Here is a 25,864-nt window from a genome sequence, read left to right as displayed (position 1 = left end):
TGACCTTTTGCCACGGTCGACCCCCGTTCATGGCAGCAGGTCAGGAGCCGCGTCACGAGTGGACGAAACAGGGACCCTCCGCGATCCGGAGGACACGATCGTCAGTCCAATTCGTTATTTCCGCGCCTCCGACGCGGAGCGCCCGCAGGTCCTGGAAGATCGGGTGCACGCAGAGAGCGGGCGACCGGGCCGCGGCGGCGCTGAAGGTCGAGCGCGCGCTGCCCGGCCGCGATTCCAGGGCTCGGGAGCTCAGCCCGCGACGTCGAGCTTCCGGCCGGTCGGCTTGTTGATGTCGGCGAAGAAATCGTTGCCCTTGTCGTCGACCACGATGAAGGCGGGGAAATCCTCGACCTCGATCTTCCAGACCGCCTCCATGCCGAGCTCGGGGTACTCGAGCACCTCGACCTTCTTGATGCAGTCCTTGGCGAGGCGCGCGGCCGGGCCGCCGATCGAGCCCAGGTAGAAGCCGCCGTGCTTCTTGCACGCCGCGGTGACCGCGGGCGAACGGTTGCCCTTGGCGAGCATGACGTAGCTGCCACCGTTCGCCTGGAAGAGATCGACGTACGCGTCCATCCGGCCGGCCGTGGTGGGCCCGAACGAGCCGGAGGCATAGCCCGCCGGCGTCTTCGCGGGCCCCGCGTAGTAGACCATGAACTCCTGCATGTAGCTCGGCATGCCGTCGCCGCGATCGAGGCGCTCCTTGATCTTGGCGTGCGCGATGTCGCGCGCGACGATCATCGGCCCGCTCAGCGAGAGCCGCGTCCGGATCGGGGACTTCGAGAGCTCGGCGCGGATCTCGCGCATGGGGCGGCGGAGATCGAGCTTCACGACCTCGCCCCCCAGCTCCGCGTCCGTGGTGTCGGGCAGGTACTTCGCGGGATCGGCCTCGAGCTGCTCGAGGAAGATGCCCTCGCGCGTGATCTTGCCGAGGGCCTGCCGGTCCGCGGAGCACGAGACGGCGATGCCCACCGGGCACGAGGCGCCGTGCCGCGGCAGGCGGATGACCCGCACGTCATGACAGAAGTACTTGCCCCCGAACTGGGCGCCGATCCCCGTCCGCTGCGCGAGCTCGAGGACCTTCTGCTCGAGGTCGCGATCGCGAAAGCCGCGCCCGCGCGCGTTGCCCTCGGCCGGGAGCGTGTCGAGGTAGCGCGCCGAGGCGAGCTTCGCGACCTTGAGCGTGTGCTCGGCCGAGGTGCCGCCGACGACGATGGCGAGGTGGTACGGCGGGCACGCCGCCGTGCCGAGCGCGCGGATCTTGGCCTCGACGAAGGAGAGCAGGCTCTCGGGGTTCAGGAGCGCCTTGGTCTCCTGGTAAAGATAGCTCTTGTTCGCGGAGCCGCCGCCCTTCGCCATGAACAGGAGCTTGTAGGCGTCGCCGTCCGTCGCGAAGATCTCGATCTGCGCAGGGAGGTTGTCGTTCGTGTTGACCTCCTTGTACATGTCGAGCGGCGCGAGCTGCGAATAGCGGAGGTTCTGCACGCGGTAGGTCTCGAAGACGCCGCGCGCGATCGCCGCCTCGTCGCCGCCGCCCGTGAAGACGAGCTGGCCCTTCTTGCCCATGACGATGGCCGTGCCGGTGTCCTGGCACGACGGAAGCACGCCCCCCGCGGCGATGCTCGCGTTCTTGAGGAGCTCGAGGGCGACGAAGCGATCGTTCGACGAGGCGTCGGGATCGGCGAGGATCCGCGCGAGCTGCGCGAGGTGACCGGGCCGGAGGAGGTGGGCGATGTCGCGCATGGCCTCGCGCGCGAGCAGCGTGAGCCCCGCCGGCTCGACCTTGAGGAAGGTCGAGCCGGCGGCCTCGAAGGTGGAGACATGGTCGCGGCTGACGAGGCGGTAAGGCGTCTCGTCATGGCCGAGGGGCAGCATGTCCTGGTACTGAAAATCGGTCATCGTTCGGGTCTCCGGAGGGCAGAGAGGCTGCGGGTCCCCCCTTTTTTGCATGGCTCCGGCCCCGGGCTCAACACCCACCCAGCGCCGGCCGTCACGCGGGCAGCTCGCGCTCGGCGCCGTCGAGGAGGGCTCCGATCGACCGAAGGAGCGGCTCCCGGGCGCTCCGCAGGAAGAAGTGCCCGCCGGGGAACATCTCGACCCGGAAGGGCCCGCGCGTGTGCTCGCGCCAGGCCTCGAGATCGGCGCTGCCCGCGCGCTCGTCCTCGAGGCCCCCGAAGGCGGAGATCGGGCAATCGAGCGGGGCCTCGGGGACGAACGGCTCGGCCTCGTTGACCGCCACATCCGCGCGCAGGGTGGGCAGGAAGAGCGCCAGGAGCTCCGGCTCGCGCAGCACCTCGTCGGGCGTGCCGCCCATGCGGCGGAGCCACGCCAAGAACTCGCGATCGGGCAAGCCGTGGAGCGGCGCCGGGCAGGGCAGGTGGGGCGCGCGCCGGCCCGACAGGAGGAGATGGCGCGGCAAGGGGGCGCCCCGCCGGCGCAGCTCGCGCGCGAGCTCGAAGCTCATCAGCGCGCCGAGGCTGTGGCCGTAGAAGGCGAACGGCTTCGTGAGCCAGCGCTCGAGCGCGGTCGCGAGGGCCTGGACAAGCGGGGTGAGGCGCTCGAAGGGCGGCTCGCTCAGGCGCGCCTCCCGGCCGGGGAGCTTGATCGCGCAGAGCTCCGTGTGCGCCGGGAGCTCGCGCCACCAGGCGCCGTAGACCGACGAGCCGCCGCCGGCATAGGGAAAGCAGAAGAGGCGAAGCCGGGCAGCGGGGTTCGGCCGAGGGCAGCCGACCCAAGGGTCGGAAATTGAGCTCGTGGTCATCGTGCGGCGCTCAGCGTAGCTCGACGCTGCCGCGCTCGCCTCCTACCATTTGCTGCCGAGGGCGACGCGGATGGTGGCGACTTTCCCCTGGTCCAGGCCGAAGCCGAGGTCGTCGTCCAGCGCGACAAGCGCGCCGACGCGGGTGAAGGAGCCCTTCACGAGCGGCTCCCAGCCGATGAACGGCTCCGCCGCCAGCTGGGCGGAGTTGCTCGACGAGAGGGGGAAGGCCGCCTGGAGGCGCATGCCGATGCCGAAGTTGCCGAACGGGCGGAACTCGATCTCGTTGCCTTGCTCGATCACGGTCTTCGTGAAGTCCCCTTCCCGTTCCCGGGTCGGCATGAAGATCTGAGTCGCGACATCATGGGTGAGGAACAGGACCTTGCCGAAGTGGATCTCGGTCCCGACGCGCGCCCGGAGGGCCCAGTGCCCGAGCAGCACGCGCTGCGCGTCGAAGTAGGCCCGCGCGGGGAAATTCGCCACCGCCGCGGCCTCGAGGCCCGCGCCCGGGTGCGGGTGGAGCGGGACCGTCACGCTCATGCCGCCGAAGAGCGCGAGGTTCGGCAGCGCGTTGAGGGCGTAGTGCAGGCCGAACGTGGGATTGCCGAGGAAGAAATGGCTGTAGTCTGCGGTGCTCGAGAAACGCGTGCCGAACAGGTCCGTGGAGTGGGGGCCCGAGACGTCGCCGTAAGCGAACGGCATCTCCGCGTCGAGGTGGAGACCCGCGAAGAGCTGGTACTGCATGGCGGCGGTGATGGCGACACCGAGCCGATCGGACTCCGAGAGCGTGACCTCATCCGGCCCCGGGCGCGCCTCGACGATCTGCTCCTGGTACGACGAGGCGAGGACGTCGACCTCGAATCCGAACCGGCCTCCCTGGGTCTTCGCCCAACGCTCCTTCGTCTTGTCCGTGATGGGCTGCCGCGGCGCCGCCTCCTGCGCCAGCGCAGGCGCGGCCAGGGAGAGCATGAGGAACAGGGTGCCAAGAGACGCTTTGGTCGTGCTCACCTGGTGTCTCCCATCTCGTTCTCGACTCACGGGCTCTGCGGGCGATTGACCACCTTGTCGCACTGTGCCGCCGCGTCGCACGGGCGAGGCCCCATGACCGCGGCGCTCGCCCGGATCAATGCAGCCCGAGGGGGCTGGATGCAAGCTTTTTGACCGACGCGACCGTGCGTTCGCCCGGATGCCGCCGCGGGGAGCGCCCGCGCTCAGCGCTGGCCGCGCGCGCTCAACGCTGGCCGCGCGCTCAACGCTGGCCGCGCGCTCAACGCTGGCCGCGGGCCGGGCCGGACCGGCGCTCCAGCCGCGCGGCGAGGTCGCGGCGCTCCTGCGACTCCGCGCCTCCCCGGGCGCGCAGCGCGAGCGCGAGGACGCGCGGGAGATCGAGCGCCTCGCCGCGCGCGCGCATCTCGGAATAGGAGCGCTCGTAATCGCGGGGCACCCGCAGCGACCAGTTGTGATCGCCTATCGTCCCGGGAGCGTTGTAGATCTCCTTCACCCCGAGCAGATCGGAGAAGAAGACCATCACGTTCGACGCCCGGCTCGCGAAGAGGTCGGCGAACTTGGCCTGCGCGAGCGCGCGCGGGTCGGACGCGAGCGCGCGCGCCATCGCGCCCTCCTCGGCCGGCGAGGGCGCGAGCCGGGTGGCGAGGTACGCCGCCTGCCGCTCGAGCGCGGAGGCGCGCGCCCACGTGTCCACGAGCCGCCAGAGCGGCGGCGTGTCGTGGGTCCCCACCATGATCCAGTCGGAGGGCGCGGCGTTCTCGCTGCGATAGACGTCCTTCGGGTTGTCGAGATCCGCCTTCTGCGTGACCCGGAAGCGCCCCAGCCCGTGCCGCTCGAGGACGGCCCTGAGCGGGTACGGGAGCGTGCTCAGGACCTCGCACACGACGTCGGTGATGGCGCGCCCGTGGGCCTCCGCGCAGCTCGCGATGGTGTCGAAGATCACGCTGTAGCGCCCGACCTGCTCCGGCGTCAGCGAGGAGACCCAGTCGTCCGCGTACCGGGGCACGGCGCGGTTCAGCTGCGCAGGAGAGACGATCGCGTAGCGGGCGAGCAGCGGGTGGTCCGGCAGGTCGGGCGACGAGAAGAGCCGCGCCCCGCCCTGGACCGCGCGGAGCGGATCGGGGGCGCCGGCGGCGTACACCCACGGGCAGACGAGGCCGTGCGGGTGATCGAGGCGCACCCCGTCGAACTCGTCGAACATCTTGTCCATCCGCGCCCGCACGAGCGCGAGCGCGCCGGAGGAGCCGTCCGTGTACTGCGCCGGATCCAGGACAGGGTAGTTCCACACCTGGCCCTCCGGGTTGGTCCGGCTCGGCGGCGCCCCCATCAGATAACCCTTCAGGAAGACCGATTGATGGGCCCAGGCATCCTGAGGCGAATAGCCGATCTGCAGATCTCCATAGAGCTTGAGACCGAGCTCCGCCGTCACCGCCCGGAGCGCCGCGTGCTGCTCGTGCGCGAGGAGCTGGCAGAAGGCGTAGAGGCCGAGCTCGTCGCGGTACCGGTCGAGGAGCTCCCTCCTGCGCTCCGCGCAGGCGACCACCTCGCCCGGGCCGGGCGCCCAGAGGCGGCGATCCAGCTCCGGCGCGCCGGACCAGCCGTGAAACCAGCCGCTCCGGTGCTCGTCGCAGAGCGGGCCGTAAAGCCCGTCCCGCTCGAGCCACGCCGCGTTCCGCTTCCTGAACGCGTCGAGCCGATCGGCGAGGGCCCCGAGCTCGCCGCGCCTCCGCCCGTCGACGAACGACGCGTACGCCTCGCGCAGCGCGGCGCGCTGCGCGCGGTGGGCGTAGCCGTGCAGCGCGCGCCCCTCGCTGCCGCCGGGCTTCCCGGCCACGATCTTCGTCACCGACTCGGGGCGGAGGAGCGCGCCCCAGGGGCCGTCCTCCGCCAGCCGAGCGAGCGCGATCGACAGCGTGCTCCGCGAGAAGATGGTGCCGTCGTACGGAGACGCGTTGTCGGCCGAGGTCTCCCCCTGGGGCCCGAGCTGGACGCCGTTGAACCCGAGATCGCGCGCAAACCGGAGGAACCGGCGCCCCCCCTCGGTGTACGGGGACCCGCGCCCGGTGTCCTCGGCGTCGTCCGACGGAAAGCTCGGATCGTGGATCGCGAGCACCAGGTTGCGGATGCCCAGGAGCTGCAATGCGGCCCCGACGAGCCCCCGCTCGTCCTCGTCCCCGCGAGCCTGGGCCCCTGCCGCGTTGCCCCTGTCGTCGCCGACGTCCTTCATCGCGGTAGGTATAGCGATGAACGGATCGGCCCGCCAAGGCGCGAAATCAGGGACAGATGCGCCTAGGTCGCATGATTACATCGCTGTCCGGCGAAACCCGATCACCGCGATCAGGCGCCGAGGCGCGTGCCCGCCGCGACCCCCGCGGTCGCGCCCGCGGCCTCCGCCGCCGGGAGCGTGAAGAAGAACGTGCTCCCCTCGCCCACCTTGCTCTCGACCCAGATCCGCCCGCCGTGCACCTCGACGAGCGCCTTCGCGATCGAGAGGCCGAGCCCCGTGCCCTGGTGGGCGGTCTCCTTCGCCTGCCAGTAGCGCTCGAAGATCCTCGCCCGCTGGTCCTCCGGGATGCCCGGGCCGGTGTCGCGCACCGAGAGGCGCACCTCCCTGCCCCACGGCTCGGCGCGGAGCGCGACCTCGCCGCCCGCGGGCGTGAACTTGATCGCGTTGCCGACGATGTTCGCGATCACCTGCAGGACCCGCTCGCGGTCGCACAGCGCCCGATCGACGCCGAGCTCGATGCTCTGCTCCAGGCGCAGCGACTTCTCCGCCGCCTCCTCGCGCAGGAGCTCGAAGGCGTCGCTCAGCAGGACGGCGACGTCGTGCGGCACCGGCTGGATCGAGATGTGGCCGCCGTCGAGCTTCGCCAGATCGAGCAGATCGCGGATGAGGCGGTTCATGCGATCGGCCGACTTCTGGATGCGCTCGACCGGGCGCCGCAGCTCGGCCGCCTCGTCCGAGCTCGGCAGCTTCCGGCGCAGGAGGCTCGTGTTCATGACGATGGTCGCGAGCGGGCTCTTGAGATCGTGCGACACCACCGCGACGAGCTCCTCGCGCGCCCGGATCGCCCGCTGCGCGCTCTCGTAGAGCCGCGCGTTGTCGATCGCCAGCGCGGCCCTCCGCCCGAGATCCTCGGCGAGCGCCCGGTCCTCGACGCCGTACAGGAGATCGTCGCGGCCCGAGGCGATGGTGAGCACGCCGAGCATCGTGCCGCGCGTGACGAGCGGTACGGAGATGTAGCGCCGGAGGCCGAGCTCCCGGAGGAGCGCCTCGCTGGCGGACACCGGCGGCTCGCTGTCCACCGCGCCGCGCTCGCCCTCGGGGGCGGGCGCGCCGGCGATCTCGCAGAGCACCGCCTCGCCCGTCTGCAGCACGCGCGCCACGCCGGACGGAAGGACCACCTCCATCGGCATCTGGCCCTGCAGCAGGCGCGCGAGCTCGCTCTTCTGCGGGTTGGCGTGGACGACGACCGCGCGCCGGAGCATCGCCTCGCGCTCGATGATGTCGACCATGCACCAGTCCGCAACGAACGGGACCGGCAGCCGCGCGACGCGGACCAGCGTCGCCTCGTAGTTGAGCGAGCTGGAGAGCAGCCGGCTCGCCTCCGAGAGGAACGCGGCGCGGCGCTGCGCCGCCTCGGCCGCGGCGCGCCCCGCCTCCGCGGCGGCGAGGTTCCGCGCCCGCTCGAGCTCGTTCTCGATCATGCGCGCGTAGAGCAGGCGGTGCACGAGCGCCGTGCGGAAGGTCCCCGCGAGCCGGCGCATCATGCCCCGGTACCGCGGCGCGAACGGGGGCTCGCCCTCGAAGCAGAGGAGGAGCCCGGAGGCGCCGCTGTCGCCCTGCCCCTCCAGCGAGAAGTGCCACGTCACGAGCCCGGGCCGCGCGAGCTCGGGGTACGGCAAGCGGAGGCCCGCGCCCTCGCCCGCGGGCTCGCCCGCCGCGGCCGGCGACCGCGGCGGGATGGGCAGCGCGCGCGAGCTCGCCGATAGCCCCGCGGCGTCGAGGAGCCGCGGGGCGAGGGGCGTCGGCTCGACGAGCACGAGCACCGCGATGCAGCTCAGCCGCTCGGCGAGCCGCTCCAAGAAGATCGCCATCGACTGGCGCGGATCGAACAGGTCGAGCGCTGCGACCGTGAGCTCCTGGAGGACGCTGAGGAGCGCCAGCCTTTCCTCCTGGATCTCGTGATCTGAACCGCTCGGCATACAGGGCTCCCGCCGCGCCTGGCTCAGGCCCCCAGCGCGAGCACGACGGCGGTCTTGTTGTGGAACTGCGGCACCCCCCGGCCGAGCGTGCCCACCTCACCGAACGTCAGACAGCCCATCACCGGGACGCTCTGGCCGAGCTCGCTCTCGAAGGTCGCCAGCTCGTCGCGCACCGTGTCGCCGAGCATCATGCACCGCGAGATGCAGTCGAACACGAACGCGCCGGCGATCGGCCCGGCCACCGCGTCGCGCGCCGTGGTCGCGGCCTCGCGCGCGGCGCCGACGAGGCCGATGGGGTCGCCCTCCATGACGCGGATGAGGCAGCCGTCCGGGACCTCGCCGACGCAGTAGAGGCCGCCCGGCGAGACCACCCGCAGCGGGTCGCGGATGACGTGCTCGCCGTCGGCCTGCGGGATGCCGAGCGGGTGGGTCATGGCGAACGTGGCGAAGCCGTCGAGGTTGACCTGATCGCCCCTCGCCCGCGCGGTGCGCTGGTAGACCGAGAAGGCGCCCTCGTACTCGAGCTCCGCGAGGACCGTGCCCTCGGCGCGGGTGACCATCGTCGGCGGCCCATAGGGCCGGAAGCCGTGGCGGATCCCGGTGGCCATGCGCGCCGGCGAGTCGATCGCGACCACGACGGCGCTGTCCGAGTAGGCGCGGCCGCCCGCGAACTGCGCGGTGCGGACGAAGCGGAGGTTGTCGCCCGCGCCGCCGCCGGCCCAGACGACGCCCGTGCCGCCGACCTCGACGGCGCCGCGCACGACGTCGGCCGCGTTGCCCGTGAGCGCGTCCGGCAGCACGATGAGCGCGCGGCTCCACCCCGCCGGAACGGACGAGGGGAACGCCTCCAGGGCGCGCGCGGCGGCGAGCACGCCGGCGCGCCGCCCGTCCTGGCTCACCGGCTGCGCGACGCCGACGCCGACGCGCACGGTCTCCGAGACGACGAGCCCCACGACGAGCCCCTGCCGGAGGAGCCGGCTGCCCGCGAAGACCCCCGCCGTGCAGCACCCCGCCCACGGGACCCCGGGCAGCTCGCTCGTCATGGCCGCAGCGAGCGCGTCGGCGTCGTATTGATCCGTCGACAGGACGAGCGCGAATGCGGGTCGCGCCGGTCCGGGCGGCGGTGAAGCGTGCGCGGAGCGCGCCGCCCCGCGGAGCGCCGCGGCCACGGCCTCCGAGGCAGCCTTCTTTGCATCCGCCGTGGAGCTCGCCCCGACAAACACCTGTGTCGCCATGTTCTCTCCCCCCCTCGGAATGTAGGCACTCGCGTTATACTGGAGATTCACCCGAACGTCACGACGCGCGCATTCTCCTGGGATGTCGTCCGTACAGGGCGCTCCCGCTCCTCACTCGACTCGCGATTTTCCCGGCACGACGCCCTCGGAGAAGAGCCGGACAGAGCCGCGGAAGGGCCTGCGAGACGAGACCTGCGGAGCAGAGGTAGACGCCCGAGACCGAGGGAGCAGAATCCTTATCCTTCAATACGACAACGTCCCCTGCAAGCTCGTCGGCACGCCGGACACCCCTGAGTCGATTGCACAGAAGCAATCAAGGTCGTGCGCAAACGCCGGACAACGCAGCGCACCACGCGAGCCAACGTGGGATTGCGAGCCGCTGTCGACGACGTCTTGATGCCCAAGGCGGAATTGCAGCGCGTCGCCTGGGAGCGGCCGGACGGGGTGTGGCTGAGCGCCTGACGGGGCGGCCAGCGCGGGAGTCCGGAGAGGGGAGGATCAGGACCTGCTCAGGGATCCGCCCACAGCAGCGCGTACGTCAGGGGGTGCCAGAACCCGCCGCGCGCGGTTTCCGGGGCAGCGCCGACGGCCACGAGCACGAACCCCTGACCGTTCGCGATGCTGTCCGCCGGCACGTCGCTGTTCGCCAGGATCTCGCGCATCGGCACCGAGGACGTCACCTTCGCCTCGAGCGGATCGTAGGTCTCGATCTCGATCTCCTCGATCGCGCCGAGATCGCCGCGCGAGAGGCCGGTGAACGGCGGGAAGGGCGAGATCGCGCCGTACGAGAGGTCCTGCGCGACGGCCGCCGCGCTCGCCTCCGCGCGCCCGGGCGCGAGCCGCACGTGGATCCCCGGCGTCGCCGCGCTCGCGTGCGCGACCTGGAGGCTCAGCCTGTCGAAGCTCGTCCGCCGCGACATGGCGACCGCCACGAGGCCGGCGGTCGGCGTGTCGGCCGTGTAGGCGTCGCCGCAGCCCTGCTTCTCCCTGTCGTGCGTGTGCCCCTCGCCGCCGAGGCAGCCGGTGGCGACCAGGAGGAGGCTCTTCTCCTCGGCGAACACCGGCGCCGGCAGCACGGGGAGCCCCGCGGCCACGACCTGCGCGGCGGGCTCCGCGGCGAGCGCGAGGATCTCGGCGCAGTCGAGCCCCTCGGTCGCGTCGAGGTCGCCGGCGATCGCGTGCGCTTGCACGCGGGTCCCCTCGGGGATCGCCGCGCCGACCGGCTCGATCACCCGGGCCTGGGCGAACGCGAGGCCGGCGCTCGGCCAGGGCTCCACGCCGACGCCGGTGCCGTCGGGGTAGGCGAGGAAGCAGAAGCGGACCGCGTCGTGATCGCCGACGCCGTTCACCACCGTGAGCTTCGTCGGCCCCGGCGGCTCGACCGCATCGCCGCCGCCCGTGCCGGTGGTGGTCGCGCTGCTCGCGGTCGCTCCCGTGCCGCCGCCGGCGCCGGACGTGCTCGCCGCGCCCGGCGGATCTCGGCCGAGGAGATCGTGGTCCTGCGTGCAGCCGGCGCCGCCGAGCGCGGCGAGCAGGATCCCTCCGAGGCAGGCCCAGCCGATCGAGAGAACACGGTGCAGCACGCTGCGAGCTTACCGTGCTAGGCGGGGTCGATGCGGGTCCATCTCACCGCGACAGCCGCCGCCGCCGTCCGCCGCGGCCACCCGTGGGTGTACCGAGACGGCATCACAGGCGGCGGCGGGAGCGCCGGCCCTCCCGGGGAGCGCCGGCGCGGGGAGCGCTCGCCTCGCGGCGGCGGCGCCGCGGCCGCCGCGTCGGGGGACGTTGTCGAGCTGTCGGCCGAGGGCGCGTTCCTCGGGCGAGGGCTCTGGGACGCCGACTCGGCGATCGCCGTCCGCGTCTTCCAGCGCGCGCAGGCGCCGGCGCTCGACGAGCGCGCCATCGCCGAGCGGCTCGAGCGCGCCTTCGCCCTGCGCGACGGCTGGTTCGCCGGCCGCGACACGACGGCCTACCGCCTGTGCAACGGCGAGGGGGACCGGGTGCCCTCGCTGGTCATCGATCGGTACGACCGCGTCGCGGTGCTCCGCCTCGACGGCGGCATGCTCGCGCCGTGGCTCGATCGCCTGCTCCCGCACCTCGCGCGCGCGCTGGGCGCCTGCGGCGTGCGCTCGATCGGCCTGCGGGCGCGCGCGCCTTCGGCGAGCGGGGACGCAGAGGGGAAGGAGGGGAAGGAGGGGAAGAAGCTCGCGCACCTGCACGGACCGCCGCTGCCGGATCGCCTCTTCGTGAGGGAGACGGGGGTCGCGATGGAGGTCGATCTCGCGCGAGGGCAGAAGACGGGGGCGTTCCTCGACCAGCGCGACAACCGCGCCCGCGTGCGCGCGCTCGCGGCGGGGCGCGGGCGCGTGCTGAACCTGTTCAGCTACGCGGGGGGCTTCTCGGTGGCCGCGGCGCTCGGCGGCGCGGGGCGGGTCACCTCCGTGGACTCGGCGCCGGCCGCGCACGCGTCGGCGCAGCGCACGTTCCGCGAGAACGGCGTCGATCCGGCGGCGCACGACTTCGTGACGGCGGACGCGTTCGACTTCCTCGAGAAGGCCCGCGGCCGCGGCGACCGGTACGATCTCGTCATCTGCGATCCGCCGAGCTTCGCGCCGAGCGAGCGCGCCAAGCCGCGCGCGCTCGGCGCCTACCGGCGGCTGCACACGGCGGTCGCGCGCGTGCTCGATCGAGGCGGCGTGCTGTGCGCGGCGTCGTGCTCGAGCCACATCACGATGGAGGACTTCCTGGCGACGCTCGACGACGCCACGCTGGAGCGGGACGACCTGCGGGTCCGGGCGATCCACGGGCAGCCGGAGGACCACCCGACGCTGCCGGCGTGGTGGGAGGGGCGGTATCTGAAGTTCGTTGTGCTGGAGTGAGCTCGTCGATGCGCTGCGGCCGGAGGTGCGCGGGCGCGGTCGCTGATGTGGGAGCTCTCGTGGGTGCGGAAGATGGGCCTCGAGGACATCAAAGATTCGCTGTCCTTTCTTCCCGCCTCCCCGGCTTCATGTTCAAATCAGACCACCACCCAGCTCCGGCTCAATCCAGCTGACTGGCCTCGACGAGCCCGCAGGCCCGCGGCAAGCGCTGGCCGGCCACCACGCAGCGTGCCTCGCTCGCCGTGCGCTCTCGATCAACCCAACCTCACCTCGCCGAGGCGCGCCGCCCTAGCAGGAACGACGCCAGCGCCTCCGCCTTCGGCACAAGAGTGCTCACCTCGATGAGCTCGTCCTTCGTGTGGAAGCCACTGCCCCGCGGCCCCAGCCCGTCGATGGACGGAATCCCGATCTCGGCCGTCGAGCTCGCGTCGGACCCGCCGCCGATGAGCGGCGCCTCGGCGTCGCCAAGCCCCGCCGCCCGCGCGCAGGCCGCGTACTCCCGGCAGAGCGCCGCGCTCGCCTCGGTCCGCACGAGGGGCGACCGCGCGATCTCGCCGTCGACGTGCACCGCGGTGCCGGGCACCTCGAGCGCCGCCTCGTGCGCCGCCGCGGCGAGCGCCGCGAGGATCGCCTCGCCTTCCGCGAGGCTCACGAAGCGGAAATCGACCCCGGCCTCCGCGGCGTCAGGCACCGTGTTCCTGCCCTGCCCGCCGCTCACCTTGCCGACGTTGACCGTCACCCCCCGGCCGTAGTCCGTGAGCCGCTGCGCCCAGTCGATGAAGCGGGCGAGCGCCCAGATGGCGTTCGCGCCCTGCTGGTGCGCGTTGCCAGCGTGCGCCGCCTTGCCCGTGGCCCTCACCACCGCGGCGCCCGTGCCCCTGCGCGCGGTGATGATCCTGTCGCCCTCGCGCCCGGCCTCGAACACGAGCGCGCACGCCGCGCCCGCGAGCTCGCGCTGCAGCAGCGGGCGACCCTCGGGCGACCCGACCTCCTCGTCCGACACGATCGCGAGCCGCACCGCGATCTGCGGCAGCGCGCCGATCTGCTCGAGCACCCGGAGCGCCTCGATCGCCACAACGAGCCCGCCCTTCATGTCGAGCACGCCGGGGCCGCGCGCGAGGTCGCCGTCCAGGCGGAAGCCCTCGAAGACGCCCGGGGGGAACACCGTGTCGAGGTGCCCGACGAGGGCGACGTGCCCCGCCGGCGACGCCTTCGCCGCCTCGCTCTCCACCACCCAGTGCGCCGCGAACCGCGCGCTCGCGTGCCGCCGCACGCACAGGCCGGGGATCGTCGAGAGCTCGTTGGCGATGACCTCGCCCACCGCGTCGCCGCCGCGCGGGTTGTCCGTGAACGAGTTGAGGTTCACCAGCCGCTCGAGGAGCGCGAGCATCGGCTCCGCGCGGCTGGACAGCGCCTGTCGGAGGGCCTGGATCACCACGCCAGCATGCCACGGAAGCCCGGGCGCCGCCGCGCCGCCGCGCCCCCGTGAGGCCGGGCGCGGAGAGGACCCGGCGACCTCTGCCCTGCCCGCTGCAGAAGTGGTACGTGTTGCGCTCATGAACCGTCCCAGAGCAGCGCGGAGGCACCCGTGAGAGCGTCGGAAGGGCCGCTCGTCATCAAGCTCGGCGGCGAGGTCGTGGGCAGCCCTGCCCTCGCCGTGCTCGCCGGCGACCTCGCGGCGCTCACCCGCGACGGCGCGCGCGCGATCGTCGTCCACGGCGGCGGCGCGCAGGCGAGCCGGCTGCAGGAGCGCCTCGGCATCCCCGTCCGGCAGGTCGCGGGCCAGCGCGTCACCGACGCGGACACGCTCGACGTCATGAAGATGGTCGTCGCCGGCAAGCTCAACGTCGACCTCTGCGCCGCGCTCGTCGCCGCGGGCGCGCGGCCCGTCGGGCTCCACGGCGCGAGCGGGCCCGCCCTCTCGGCCGTCAAGCGGCCGCCGCAGGTCTACAGGAGCGCCGGGCCCGAGCCGGTGGACCTCGGCCTCGTCGGCGACATCACGGGCGTCGACCGCGGGCTCCTCGAGCTGCTCGGGCGCGCCGGCTACGTGCCCGTGCTCGCCTGCCTCGGCGCCGGCACGGACGGGCAGGTCTACAATATCAACGCCGACACGGTCGCCAACCGGGTCGCCATCGAGCTCGGCGCCGCCGGGCTCTTCCTCGTGAGCGACGTGCCGGGCGTGCTGCGCGACGTCGCGGATCCCGCCTCGCGCATCCCGAGCCTCACGGTCGCCGAGGGGCGCGCGCTCATCGCGGGCGGCGCCGTCACGCGCGGGATGATCCCGAAGCTCGAGGAGTCGTTCGCCGCGCTCGCGGAGGGGGTCCGCCGCATCCACATCGTGGGACGGCTGAGCCCGGGCGATCTCGCGCGCGAGGCGAGCGCGCCGGGCTCGATCGGCACCGTGCTCGTCCCCTGAGCCGCGCGGCCGGCCTCGGCAGCGCGGTCGGCCTCGCCCCGGCTGACCGCGCGCCGTATGCTCCTCACCTCCTCGAGCATGGATGCCGTCCGATCAGCGGTCTTGTTCGTGCAGGCGCACCGCGACCAGATCGCGATCGGGGCGGGCGTAGGCGTCGTCAGCTTCGTCGTGGCCACAGCGCTTGTCGCGTTCGTGCTCGTCCGGCTGCCCGAGGACTACCTGGAGAAGCACGAAGACGAGCCCTTCCTGCCAGGGCGCCCCGCCTGGATGCGCGTCTCGGGGCGCATCGGGAAGAACCTGCTCGGCGTCGTCGCGGTGGCGCTCGGGATCATGCTCTCGCTGCCCGGCATTCCGGGCCCGGGCGCGCTGGTGATCCTGATCGGCGTGATGCTCCTCGACCTCCCCGGCAAGCGGCGCATGGAGCGGCGGATCCTCGGGACACCGAAGATGCTCGCCGTCGTCGATCGCGTACGCGCCCGCTTCGGCCGCCCGCCCCTGCGCGTTCAGGCGGGCTCCCGCGGCTCCTCGCCCGGCGAGCCCTGAGCGCCCGCGGCGCCCGGCGAGCCCTGAGCGCCCGCGGCGCCCGGCGAGCCCGCCGCCCGCACACCCCTCTGGGCCCGCGCGCGCAGCCGCAGGTGCCACGCGAAGAGCGCCGCCGCGAGCGCGAGGGCGAGCCCCGCCGAGACCCACTCGCGCGGCGCGAGCAGCATGCAGCCAGCCAGGGAGGCGCAGGCCGCGAGCGCGAGGCGCTCTTCCGCGTCGGGCATCGGGGGCACTCTCGCTCCTCGTTACCGCCCCGCGCCGCGCGCATCAAGCGCGCCGCGCCGCCGCCGCGGTGAGCCCGCGCGCATCGAGCGCGCCGCGCGATCTCCAGGGGGGCCGGCGCGCCCGCGCGGCGCGACCCTGGTCGCCTCGTGCGGCGCCAGCGCGGTTGCGGTAGGTAGGAGCCGGGAACCCGCGAGCGCTGCGCTCGCATAGAATCGACCTCGACGCCTTATGAACGCAAACGACGATCGCGACGAGCGCGGGCCCGAGGGCGCGCTCCGGGACGAGGACCCCAGCGGGAGCCGCGGAGATGGCCGCAAGGCCGCTGCCGCCGCGGGAGGCTCCGGCGCAGGCGAGGGCGCGCCCGCGGGCGACGCCGCCGCGGACGGCGAGGGGCGCGACGCCGCCGCGGACGACGACCGCGAAGCCGAGGGCGAGGACGGCGCCCCGCCGCCGGCGCCCCCCCGCCCGCGCGGGCCCTCGATGTGGGACATCCTCCGGGACAGCTTCTTCACGTTCGACCGGCGGACGCTCGGCTTCACGCGCATCCTGCTCGGCTTCTTCCTGATCGGCGACCTGCTCCGCCGCACGTGGGCGTGGACCGACATGTTCGCGGACATCGGCGTCCTGCCGAACCACGTGAACCTCTGGCGCCCGCAGGGCAGCGGGAACTTCTCGCTCGTCAACGCCTTCTCCACGTCGGGCGAGGTCTGGGTCCTCTGGGCCGTGATCTTCGCGACCTACGTCTGCCTGCTCGTCGGCTGGAAGACGAAGCTCATGCAGGTGCTCTCGCTCGTGTTCGTCACGAGCATGAACGGGCGCGTCCTGCTCATCGAGAACGGCGGCTACGTCGTCCACAACCTGCTCCTGCTCTGGACGTGCTTCCTGCCGCTCGGCGATCGCTTCTCGGTCGACGCGCTCCTCGCGTCGCTGAAGCGGAGCCGCGAGCGGACCGCGGACGATCTGAACGACCGCACCACGGTCGACGACCCGCTCAAGCCGAACGATCACGTGACCGTCCTCGGGCCCGTCCTGCTGATCCAGATCGCGGCGATCTACTTCTTCAACGTGGTGCACAAGACCGGCCCCGCCTGGAAGAACGGGACCGCGATCCACTACGTGCTCTACGTCGACCGGATGGTGACGCCGATCGTGGCGGACGTCCGCGACTACGCGCCGAGATTCCTCATCCTGTTCATGACGAAGATGGTGATGGCGTTCGAGGCGGCCCTGCCGGTGTGCCTCCTGTCGCCGCTCGGCCGCGTGTGGGCGCGGCGGCTCGCGCTCGTCATGATGAACATTCTCCACATCGGCTTCGGCATGACGTTCGTGCTGGGGCCGTTCGCGTGGGCGCTCTGCGTGCTGTCCACGCTCCTCTTCGGCCGCGAGGACTGGGAGATCGCCGCGCGCACGATGCGGCGCGCGCACCGGGCCCGCGTCGTGCTGTTCGATCCGCGGTCGCCGGGCGCGGTCCTCGCCTGCCGCGTACTGAAGCGGATGGACCGGTTCGGGCTGCTGACCTTCGAGGCGTCGAGCGCCGCGGCGCACGGGCTCGCGGTGCGGCGCCCCGACGGCGCGTCGCTCGAGGGCGCCGGGGCGCTCGCCGACATCGTCGCGGCGATCCCGCTCGGCCCCGCCGTGGCGTGGGGGCTCCGCCTGCCGCTCGCGCGCGACGCGGCCACCGCGGCGATGGCGGCGGCGCACCGCCGCAGCCTGGGCCGGGCGCTCGGCGCGCGGATCCCGGAGCGCTCGGAGGTCGCCGCTCCGCCGGCGCCGCTGCGGCTGGCCGGCCGGAAGGCGCTCGCCGCGCTGCGCGAGCTCGCCGTGCTCGCGATGTTCGCCGGCGCCGTGAACCAGGCGGCGGTCGAGCTCTGGGTCATCAAGAACCGCTGGAAGGTGCCTCACCCCGAGGAGACGCGGGTCCTCGCGCAGAAGCTCCGGTTCCTCCAGGGCTGGTTCATGTTCTCCCCCAACCCGGTGATGGATGACGGGACGATCGTCGTCGACGCCCTCACGGTCGACGGCCGCCACATCAATCCTTTCACGGGCAAGCCGCCGAACTTCGACCTCCTGCACGCGAAGAGCTTCGCGTACACCCAGATCTGGTGCGACTACTTCGCCCGCATCAAGCTGCCGGCCAACACGTCGTACCGCGACGCGATGAAGGAGTACATGTACCGCTACCCCGAGCGCACGGGCCGGCCCGAGGACGCGATCGTCTCCGGGGACGTGTACTGGGTGAAGGACTGGAACCCGAAGTGGGGCAAGACGGAGAGCTACGGGGAGGAGCGCGAGCGGCTCTTCTCCTTCCACAACCCGAAGGCCCAGGCGCTCACCCCGGCCGAGCCGCCCGGAGCGCCCGCGCAGCCGGACGAGAGCCCCGCGGACTAGAACCAGGAGCAGGGCAAGGACAAGGAAAGGACCAGGGGGGCGCGCGCGCGCAGGCGAGGCACAGGGACGCCGGACAGAAAACCGCGTCCTTCGCTTGACAGCCGCGCCCCGGCGAGTAGAGTCCGCGCTCTCGAAAGCGAGGGCCTGTAGCTCAGTTGGGAGAGCGCTAGAATCGCACTCTAGAGGTCGCAGGTTCGATCCCTGTCAGGTCCACCCTCGAAGCCGTCCAGTTCTCTTTCTTAGCAGTTCTTTTTTCCCCTCCGCACCGCCGCTGATCGCTGATCCCCGGCGAGCGTGAGCTCGCGGCGAAGCGAGCCAGGCAAGCCTTCGAGCGCGTGCCTTGCGTGAGCCGGTCCGGTGTCGGATCCACGGTCTCCGCGCGCCGAGCGGCCCGCTGCAAGGGAGCTCGCATCAGCGTGGGCTCAGGATCGCAGCGCGCGGAGCTCCTCGCCCTCACGGCACCGTGCTTGTCACGCGCCGCGCGCGGCACACGGAGCGAGCCGCGATGCACAGAGAGGCACGGAGGCGGACGACCGATGTGTCCGCCCGCCCGTGCCTCCCGTGCTGCCCGCGGCGCTCGCCCCGTCGAGACGGGGGAGGAGCGGCTCGCTCAATCCTCGATCGGCTCGAAATCGGCCTTTGTCGCGCCGCACTCCGGGCAAGCCCAGGTGTCCGGCAGGTGCTCGAACAAGGTCCCCGGCGCGATGCCGCTGTCAGGGTCGCCGACCGCCGGGTCGTAGATGAACTCGCAGACCAGGCACCGATATTTCTTCATCCGTGGTTCTCCTCAGGGGGCTTGGCGAGCCGCGAAAGACGCTACCACAAGGGCTGTCGCCGCCGGAGGCGAACCTGCCGCGCCGCCCCGCAGCGCGGCGGCCCCGGCCGGCTCATCGGCGCTGCGCGCGCTGCGTGGCCGCGGCCGCGACGGCGCGCCTCAGGGCGGCGCCGGAGCGCCGCGCACGGCGAGCTGCTTCTTGCGCAGCAGGCGCGCGATCGGCCGGTAGACGAGCCGCAGGAGCCAGCGGGGGCAGAGGGCGCCGAGGTACACGACAAACCACGCCACCACCCCCGGCACAACGAGCGCGCGCCCCCGGTCCACCGCGCGGACGAGGGCGCGCGCGCAGCGCTCCGGAGAGATCGACAGGAGCGCGGGGGGCTCGAGGCCCGTGAAGTTGCCGGCCATCTCGGCGAACTCCGTCTGCACCGGCCCCGGACAGACCTGCGTCACCCGCACGCCGGTGCCGGCCAGGTCGATGCGGAGGGCTTCGGTAAAGCTCGTGACGAAGTGCTTCGTGCCGACGTACGAGGCCATCCCCGGCCCGAACGTGAGCCCGAAGCCGGAGCTCACGTTCGCGATCGCGCCGCGCCCGCGCGACACCATCGGGCCGACGAGCCGGTGCGTGAGGTACGCGAGGCTCGTCACGTTCAGCGCGATCATCTGCTCGGTGCGCGACCACGCCGAGAGGTCGAACAGGCTGAGATCGCCGAAACCGGCGTTGTTGACGAGGACGTCGACCGGCCCGAGCTCGGCCGCGACGGAGAGGAGCATCGCGTCGAGCGCCGCCCGATCGGTGACGTCGCAGCCGAAGACGAGCACGATGAGCTCCGGCCGCGCCGCGGAGAGCTCGGCGCGCAGCGCCTCCAGGCGCTCCGTGCGGCGCGCGACAAGCACGAGCGCCCGGGCGCGGCGGGCGACCTCGCGCGCCAGCGCGCGGCCGATGCCCGACGACGCGCCGGTGATGAGCACGACCCCGCTGTCGATCGGCGATTGCACGGCCGCAAGGGTTGCCCAGCGCCCCCGGGCGGCGCAAGAGGCCCGTCGACGGGCGTCCTCTCCCTCTCGTCCCGGACCGCCCGCCCGGCTCCCGCCCGCCGGGCGGGGGCGCATCGCGTGCACCTGGACAAATCGGTCGAGACGGGAATGCGCACCTCGGAGGGAGACAGGCGCTCCGGAGGCACCTCAGCACCCCTTGCGCTACCTTCGAGACCAGGAGTCGCAACCCCGCCGTAACACACATCGCGCCACAAGGCGCCCCTCGCGGCGACCGCCGAGCCGCGCGCCCTGGCCGGCGGCGCGGCGGCGCGGCCGAGGCGCGCGTTGACGTGGCAGGCGGCTCTATCTACCGTGGACGTCGTCCTCACGAGCCAGGAGACATCATGCGTTGGCCCTCATCTCTCATCTGTGTGCTCCTCGTCACCGCCGGGCTGAGCGCCTGCGAACGATCCGCGGATAACCAATATCAGGCCCCCCAGCCCTCGACCGCGGCAAAGCCCTCCACGACGGGCGACGTGAAGCCGCTCGTCTTCGATCCGAACGACGTCAAGTCCTTCAAGGTCCTGCCAGCCAAATTCGAGTACGACAAGAACCCGATCACCGATGAGAAGGTGACCCTGGGCAGGATGCTCTGGTACGAGGCGCGCCTCTCGAAGAACCACGATATCTCCTGCAACTCGTGTCATGACCTCTCGGCCTACGGCGTGGACAACAAGCCGTTCTCCTCCGGGCACAAGGGCCAGCTCGGCGGCCGCAACTCGCCTTCCGCCTACAACGCGGGCCACCACGTCGCCCAGTTCTGGGACGGCCGCGCGGCCACGCTCGAGGACCAGGCCAAGGGGCCTATCCTGAACCCCGTCGAGATGGCCATGCCGGACGAGAAGCGGGTCATCACGACGCTCAAGTCGATCCCCGAGTACGTGAAGCTCTTCAAGACCGCCTTCCCCGACGACAAGGAGCCGGTCACCTACGACAACATGGCCAAGGCGATCGGCGCGTTCGAGCGCGGCCTGGTCACGCCGTCGCGCTTCGACAAGTACCTCGACGGCGACGACAAGGCCCTCACCGCCGAGGAGAAGGCCGGGTTCCACAAGTTCATCTCGCTCGGCTGCCCGACCTGCCACACGGGCGTCGCCGTCGGCGGCTCGACGTTCCAGAAGCTCGGCCTCGTGAAGGAGTTCGCCGGCCTCAAGGACAACGGGCGCTTCGATCACACGAAGGACGAGAAGGACAAGTTCTTCTTCCGCGTCCCGAGCCTCAGGAACATCGAGAAGACCTTCCCCTACTTCCACGACGGCTCGATCACGACGCTCGACGACACGGTGACCAAGATGGCGTGGCACCAGCTCGGCGTGGAGGCCAAGCCCGACGAGGTGAAGGCGATCGTCGCCTACCTCAAGGCGCTCACCGGCGATCTCCCGACCGAGTACATCAAGAAGCCCGAGCTGCCCGCGAGCACGCCGACCACGCCCAAGGCCGACCCGTCGTGAGCTGAGCGCCGATCCGATTGCGCCGGACAGGCCGATCGGGTCTGCTCCGCCCTCTCGGATGAGCACGAGCTCCGGCGACGACGACCGATCCGCGCCCGCTCCCGACGACGGAGCGGGCGCCTCCGCCGAGGGCGCTCCGGAGGCAGGCGAGGGGCGCACCGCGAGGGCGCTCGTCTTCGTGCGCGAGCGCTTCGACGGAGCGTGCGTCGCCTTCCCCGTCGCGGCGCCCGATGCCGCGAGCTTCGGCCGCGACGAGGACGTCCTCGTCGAGCAGCAGCTCTTCCTGCGCGAGCACGCGGCGCGCGCCCAGCCCGAGGCGATCTCCCGGCTGTCGTTCCCGGAAGGGACCGCGCTCCTCTCCGTGGACGTCGCCGTCCCGCGCGACGATCTGCCGCGCAAGCTGCGGAGCGAGGCGCCGGTGAGCTTCCCCTGCGTCGTCGTGCCCGCCGGCGAGCGGGCGGCGCGCGCGGCGCCGAGGCCGGCGGCGCGCGACGAGCGCGACGCGTGGGTGCTCGTGCCGAGCCTCGGCCACGCGTTCTACGTCGAGGCCGGCGAGCCGATCGAGCCGGCGATCCGGCACGAGGTGCGCCGGCTGCTCGCCTCGCAGACGCTGTCGACGTGGGAGCACATGGGGCTCCTGCCCGGGAGCGCGCACCGGCTGGAGGTGCTCCACGCCCCGCTGCCCGAGCCCGAGCCCGCGGGCGGGCGCGGGCCGCGGCGGGGCGTCTCCATCGCCGAGCGCGCGCGGCGGAAGACGGCGGTGGACGCGCTCGTCGCCGTCGCGACGCCGCTCCACGTGGCGGCGCAGCGGAGCCCGACCGCGACGCCGCCGCTCGCCTGCCGCGACGCGGAGCTCGCGCGCCTCGCCGCGCTGCTCGACGGAGAGGAGCGCCTCGGCGTGCTGCTCGTCGGCCGGGAGCACGCGGGGAAGACCGCGCTCATGCAGGCCTACGTGGCGCGCCAGACGCGGCTCGTCTACGCGACCTCGGGCGCGCAGCTCGTCGCGGGCATGAGCGGGCTCGGGCAGTGGCAGGAGCGCATCCACGGCGTGATGGAGGCCGCCGCCGCGCTCGACGCGGTGCTCTACTTCGAGAGCCTCGACGACCTGCTGGCCGAGCGCTCCGAGGGGGGGCACGTGGACCTGGCCGGCGCGATGCGGCCCTACCTCGACGAGGGGCGGGTGCGCGTCGTGTGCGAGCTCCGGGACGACCGGCTCGACGCGCTCGAGGGGCGGCACGGGGCCTTCTTCGCCGGCCTGAGCCGCATCCGGGTCGAGCCGCTCTCGGCCGAGGACACCCGCAGGGCGCTCGCCGAGCGCGCCGAGCGCGACCGCCGCGTCGAGCCGCACCGCCCCTCGGTCGCGGGCGACGCGCTGACGGCGCTCGTCGATCTCGCGGAGCGGTACCTCCCCTACAGCGCCTTCCCGGGCAAGGCGGTGCGCCTCTACGACGACCTGCGCACCGTGCACGAGCGGGAGCGGACCGCGCAGGGGGAGCCGGTCACGCTCGGGCGGAGCGACCTCTACGAGCTGTTCTCGACGCGCACCGGGATGCCGGCGTTCCTGCTGCGCGACGATCTGCCGCTCCGCGTCGACCGCGTGGCGCGCGAGCTCGGGGCGAGCGTCATCGGGCAGGAGCGCGCGGTGCGCGCGCTCGCCGAGACGATCGCGGTGGTGAAGGCGGGGCTGTCGCCGCCGGACAAGCCGCTCGCGACGTTCCTGTTCGTGGGGCCGACGGGCATCGGCAAGACCGAGCTCGCCCGCGCGCTCGCCGGGCTCCTCTTCGGATCGCCCGAGCGGCTCGCGCGGTTCGACATGAGCGAGTTCTCGAGCGAGGGCGCGGCCGATCGCCTGATCCGCGGGGCGGACGGCGCGGGCGGGCTGCTCACGCAGCGGGTGCGCGAGCAGCCGTTCTGCGTGCTCCTGCTCGACGAGATCGAGAAGGCCCACCGGGCCGTGTTCGACCTGCTGCTGCAGGTGCTCGGCGAGGGGCGCCTCTCCGACGCGCGCGGCAGGACGGCGTACTTCCACAACGCGATCGTGATCATGACCTCGAACCTCGGCGGGGCGGAGCGGCGCGCGCAGGCGGGGTTCGCCGGCGATCGGGGCGCGGCGCCCGCGGAGGAGCGGGCCGCGCTGGACGAGGCGCACTACCAGCGCGTGGTCGCGGGCGCGTTCCGGCAGGAGCTCGTGAACCGCATCGATCGCGTGGTGCCGTTCCGGACCCTGACCCGCGCGGAGCTGTCCGAGGTCGCGCGCCTCACGACGCAGCGCCTGAGCCAGCGCCGCGGGCTCGCCGAGGCGGGCGTGGCGCTCGAGGTCTCGCCGCGGGCGCTCGCCCGGCTCGCCGAGGACGGCCACGCGCCGGCCTACGGCGCGCGGGCGCTCCGGCGCCACGTCGAGGAGCACCTCGCGGCGCCCCTCGCGCGGCTGCTCGCGGGGCTCGGCGGCGACGCGCGGGAGCTGACGGTGTGGGTCGCCGAGGCGGGGGAGCCGGAGGCGCCGGTCGAGGGCGTCGTGGTCGGCCGCGCGGAGACGCCCGCGCTCCGCCTCGTGGCGCGGCGGCGGCGCGCGGCGCGGGCGGCGCAGCAGGCGTTCGGCGTCGAGCAGGTCGGCGATCTCCGGCGCGAGGTGGACCAGTGGATGGGCCTCGGGCCGGTCGAGCAGCTCCGGGAGCAGATCGAGTTCCTGCTGACGCAGCTGAGCCTGGGGAGCGGTCCTTCGCGCGACCGCCGGAACGAGATCGACACCGCGGGGCTGCAGGCCGAGCACCACCGGCTGAGCGAGCTCTGGGGGCAGCTCGCGGGCGCGCAGGAGGAGATGCACAGCGTCGAGGAGCTCGCCCTGATGGCGCTGCTCGAGGGCGAGGAGGTGCGCGAGCTCGCGCGCGAGGCGCGCGCGGCGTGGGAGGGCGTCCGCAAGGTGCTGCCGCGCGCGCTCGTCGCGACGGAAGCGCGGCGCGACGCGATCACGCTCGTCCTGGAGGAGCTCGACGAGGGGGCGTTCGCGCGGTGGCTCGCGCCGCTGCTGCGGGCGCTCCCGAGGCGGGGGTGGAGCGCGACGCTGCACATCGACGGCGACCGGGCCGGGCCCGGCGACGGCGTGTGGCCCGCGAGCCGGCGGTGGGGCCCGCCGCGCTCTCCGGGCGACGTGCTCGAGGCGCTCGATCAGCCGAAGCGGGGCTTCCGGAGCGTGCTCTTCCGCTGCACCGGCGCGTACGCCGGCGCGTTCCTCTCGCTCGAGCGGGGGCACCACGAGCTCGTGGTACGAAAGCGGGACGCGGGCGCCGCGCGCGACGCGTCAGACGACGGCCGGCTGCACGTGTTCGTGCACTTCGTCGCGCACGCGGCCAGCATCGCCGAGGATCAGTGGGAGCATAAGTCGCTCGCGCCGCCGCCCGCCGGCTCGACCGCGGCGCGGCGGCGCGGGGCGGCCGCGCGCGAGCACGACGAGGTCGAGGGCGCGGTGCTGATCGCGGGGCGCCGGGCGCGGATCGCCATGGATCCGGCGTGGTACTGGGAGCGGCTCGACGAGGTTGCGCTGGCGCACCTGCTCCTGTTCGAGGACGAGGGGAGCGGGCTCGATCGGAGCGAGTACTTCAGCGCGGGCGGGGACGGCGCGGCGTCCGAGTAGCGCCGGATGTCCCCGTGATCGCACGTAGCAACCCTGCGTCGTTCCCGGGGACATCGACGCGACAGACGTTGAGGGATCTTCGACGAGCTGATCTGGAGTTGCAACTCCCCCCGTCGGCCTCGTTGGAGGTCCTGGCTGAGTAACGACCGCGGCTCGCCGGCGGCCACCCCACCATCGACGCGCCGCCGACATCCACCTTTACGGACACCGCCACTCGATCGTTTCGAGATCCGCCGCTGTCTTCATCGATTTCTAGAACAGAACTCGCTCGCTCTCTCCACGATTTCTCGTGCATCGCCCTGCACATCAAGGCATGAGCCGCGCCTGGCCACTCGGCGAGCACGCCAGTGCGCGAGACGCGCCTGCATCAAGAGGGGTTGTTGGTTTCATGCGCGAACGCTCCGACCAGTTCATCAAGAGCCTGCTGCGCGACGCGCTCCGGCGCATGGCGGAGTCGGACACCGAGGTCGAGGTCGCCGCGGCCACCCAGCGGATCGACGTCTGGTGTGTGCCCGATCCGGCGCGCGAGGCGGTGCGGCGCGAGCTCGGGGTGCTCGGCGAGCTGGCGGCCGGGCCATGCATGTTCGAGGTCTTCCGCAACACCCCGGGCCTGCGGCACATGCGCGATTGCCTGCGCAAGCAGCTCGCGTGGCATCACGAGCTGGAGCGGCGGGCGCGGACCGCGCTCGATCGGACCGAGGTCGAGCCGGCGTCTCGCAACGAGGTGCCTTTCCCGTGGCTCATCGTCGTCAGCACGGGGCGGCCCGAAACGGTGCTCGACGGGTTCGGCTGCCAGGCGCTGAGCCCAGGTGTGTACGGTCCGGCGCCGGCGCTGCACGTGCGCGTCGTGGTGCTCTCGGAGCTGCCTCGCACGCGCAGCACGCTCATCCTGCGGCTGATGGGTGCACGGCGGGTGCTGCACGAGGCGCTGCAGGACCTGATGGCGCTGCCGGAGGACGCCTGGGAGCGGAGCGTCGCCCTGCCGCTTTTGGTACACTTCGGCTACGAGATCCCCGGGCAGCTCCCGGAAGACGTGGAGGATGACGTCATCATGGAGATCCAGGAGTGGTTCAAGAGCTACCAGGCGGAGCAGCGACAGCTCGGCCTGGACGAGGGCAAGCGGCTAGCGCTGGGGCGGCTGTTCGAGAAGCGGCTCGGCAGGACGATGACGGACGACGAGCGCAGCACCCTGGCCGAGAGGTTGGCGCGGCTCGGGGAGGAGCGCCTGGATGAGGTGGTCTTGACCCTGGACGGCGAGACCCTCGCGGCATGGCTCGCGAACCCCGAGGGGCACTGACGCTCCGCCGCCCGATC

The 25,864-nt window shown here is 72.9% G+C and carries 18 protein-coding genes and 1 tRNA gene; 8 read left to right on the top strand and 11 right to left on the bottom strand.

The genetic code is table 11. The features are described 5' to 3' along the window. Positions 1-249 precede the first annotated feature (249 nt). The 7 genes from WME75_RS02315 to WME75_RS02285 form a co-directional block, all read right to left on the bottom strand. On the bottom strand, positions 250-1,896 hold the full coding sequence (locus WME75_RS02315; protein WP_437485970.1) for a fumarate hydratase: 1,647 nt from the start codon (positions 1,894-1,896) through the stop codon (positions 250-252). A gap of 91 nt (positions 1,897-1,987) precedes the next feature. Further along, complete coding sequence (locus WME75_RS02310) at positions 1,988-2,758, bottom strand: thioesterase II family protein (protein ID WP_437485968.1); 771 nt, start codon at positions 2,756-2,758, stop codon at positions 1,988-1,990. A gap of 42 nt (positions 2,759-2,800) precedes the next feature. After that, positions 2,801-3,763: a hypothetical protein gene (locus WME75_RS02305; RefSeq protein WP_437485966.1), complete on the bottom strand. Its 963-nt coding sequence runs from the start codon at positions 3,761-3,763 to the stop codon at positions 2,801-2,803. A 259-nt stretch (positions 3,764-4,022) separates the two neighbouring features. Continuing rightward, positions 4,023-5,990: a 4-alpha-glucanotransferase gene (locus tag WME75_RS02300; protein WP_437485964.1), complete on the bottom strand. Its 1,968-nt coding sequence runs from the start codon at positions 5,988-5,990 to the stop codon at positions 4,023-4,025. Positions 5,991-6,100: 110 nt separating this feature from the next. Then, complete coding sequence (locus tag WME75_RS02295; RefSeq protein WP_437485962.1) at positions 6,101-7,969, bottom strand: GAF domain-containing sensor histidine kinase; 1,869 nt, start codon at positions 7,967-7,969, stop codon at positions 6,101-6,103. 23 nt (positions 7,970-7,992) lie between these two features. Further along, positions 7,993-9,204 (bottom strand): FIST signal transduction protein, encoded by a 1,212-nt coding sequence (locus WME75_RS02290; RefSeq protein WP_437485960.1) that lies wholly within the window; start codon positions 9,202-9,204, stop codon positions 7,993-7,995. Positions 9,205-9,713: 509 nt separating this feature from the next. Continuing rightward, positions 9,714-10,787 carry a hypothetical protein gene (locus tag WME75_RS02285; protein ID WP_437485958.1) on the bottom strand — a complete coding sequence of 358 codons (1,074 nt, stop codon included), beginning with the start codon at positions 10,785-10,787 and terminating at the stop codon, positions 9,714-9,716. A gap of 30 nt (positions 10,788-10,817) precedes the next feature. Between WME75_RS02285 and WME75_RS02280 the strand changes: the two genes are divergently transcribed. Further along, the gene (locus WME75_RS02280) at positions 10,818-12,083 is read left to right on the top strand and encodes a class I SAM-dependent rRNA methyltransferase (protein ID WP_437485957.1); all 1,266 of its coding nucleotides are present in this window, start codon (positions 10,818-10,820) and stop codon (positions 12,081-12,083) included. 265 nt (positions 12,084-12,348) lie between these two features. Here the strand turns inward: WME75_RS02280 and WME75_RS02275 are convergent, their stop codons facing one another. Beyond that, positions 12,349-13,518, bottom strand: a complete 1,170-nt coding sequence (locus tag WME75_RS02275) for a M20/M25/M40 family metallo-hydrolase (protein ID WP_437485955.1) — start codon at positions 13,516-13,518, stop codon at positions 12,349-12,351. A 153-nt stretch (positions 13,519-13,671) separates the two neighbouring features. Between WME75_RS02275 and argB the strand changes: the two genes are divergently transcribed. Together argB and WME75_RS02265 are read left to right on the top strand one after the other, a co-directional pair. Next, positions 13,672-14,499 carry an acetylglutamate kinase gene (gene argB / locus WME75_RS02270; RefSeq protein ID WP_437485953.1) on the top strand — a complete coding sequence of 276 codons (828 nt, stop codon included), beginning with the start codon at positions 13,672-13,674 and terminating at the stop codon, positions 14,497-14,499. A 78-nt stretch (positions 14,500-14,577) separates the two neighbouring features. After that, positions 14,578-15,042, top strand: a complete 465-nt coding sequence (locus WME75_RS02265) for a hypothetical protein (RefSeq protein ID WP_437485951.1) — start codon at positions 14,578-14,580, stop codon at positions 15,040-15,042. On the opposite strand, the gene WME75_RS02260 is transcribed toward WME75_RS02265, so the two are convergent. Further along, positions 15,003-15,266 carry a hypothetical protein gene (locus tag WME75_RS02260; RefSeq protein WP_437485949.1) on the bottom strand — a complete coding sequence of 88 codons (264 nt, stop codon included), beginning with the start codon at positions 15,264-15,266 and terminating at the stop codon, positions 15,003-15,005. The genes WME75_RS02265 and WME75_RS02260 overlap by 40 nt on opposite strands. A 229-nt stretch (positions 15,267-15,495) precedes the next feature. On the opposite strand from WME75_RS02260, the gene WME75_RS02255 reads away from it, so the two are divergent. Together WME75_RS02255 and WME75_RS02250 are read left to right on the top strand one after the other, a co-directional pair. Beyond that, positions 15,496-17,655 (top strand): hypothetical protein, encoded by a 2,160-nt coding sequence (locus WME75_RS02255; protein WP_437485947.1) that lies wholly within the window; start codon positions 15,496-15,498, stop codon positions 17,653-17,655. Between the two features lie 140 nt (positions 17,656-17,795). Continuing rightward, positions 17,796-17,868: transfer RNA gene (locus WME75_RS02250), tRNA-Ala, on the top strand. A 397-nt stretch (positions 17,869-18,265) separates the two neighbouring features. Here the strand turns inward: WME75_RS02250 and rd are convergent. Next, complete coding sequence (gene rd, locus WME75_RS02245) at positions 18,266-18,430, bottom strand: rubredoxin (protein WP_437485945.1); 165 nt, start codon at positions 18,428-18,430, stop codon at positions 18,266-18,268. A gap of 159 nt (positions 18,431-18,589) precedes the next feature. Continuing rightward, positions 18,590-19,429 carry an SDR family NAD(P)-dependent oxidoreductase gene (locus WME75_RS02240; RefSeq protein ID WP_437485943.1) on the bottom strand — a complete coding sequence of 280 codons (840 nt, stop codon included), beginning with the start codon at positions 19,427-19,429 and terminating at the stop codon, positions 18,590-18,592. Positions 19,430-19,812: 383 nt separating this feature from the next. Here WME75_RS02240 and WME75_RS02235 point away from each other — a divergent pair, with 383 nt between their 5' ends. The 3 genes from WME75_RS02235 (at position 19,813) to WME75_RS02225 (ending at position 25,847) form a co-directional block, all read left to right on the top strand. Next, positions 19,813-20,919, top strand: a complete 1,107-nt coding sequence (locus WME75_RS02235) for a cytochrome-c peroxidase (protein ID WP_437485941.1) — start codon at positions 19,813-19,815, stop codon at positions 20,917-20,919. Positions 20,920-20,977: 58 nt separating this feature from the next. Next, positions 20,978-24,550, top strand: a complete 3,573-nt coding sequence (locus tag WME75_RS02230; protein ID WP_437485939.1) for an AAA family ATPase — start codon at positions 20,978-20,980, stop codon at positions 24,548-24,550. Positions 24,551-24,938: 388 nt separating this feature from the next. Then, positions 24,939-25,847: a hypothetical protein gene (locus WME75_RS02225; protein ID WP_437485937.1), complete on the top strand. Its 909-nt coding sequence runs from the start codon at positions 24,939-24,941 to the stop codon at positions 25,845-25,847. The last annotated feature ends 17 nt before the right edge of the window (positions 25,848-25,864 follow it).

The sequence above is a fragment of the Sorangium sp. So ce1014 genome, from assembly GCF_051521505.1.
Classification (GTDB): domain Bacteria; phylum Myxococcota_A; class Polyangia; order Polyangiales; family Polyangiaceae; genus Sorangium.
This window is presented reverse-complemented; position numbering and strand designations above follow the sequence as displayed.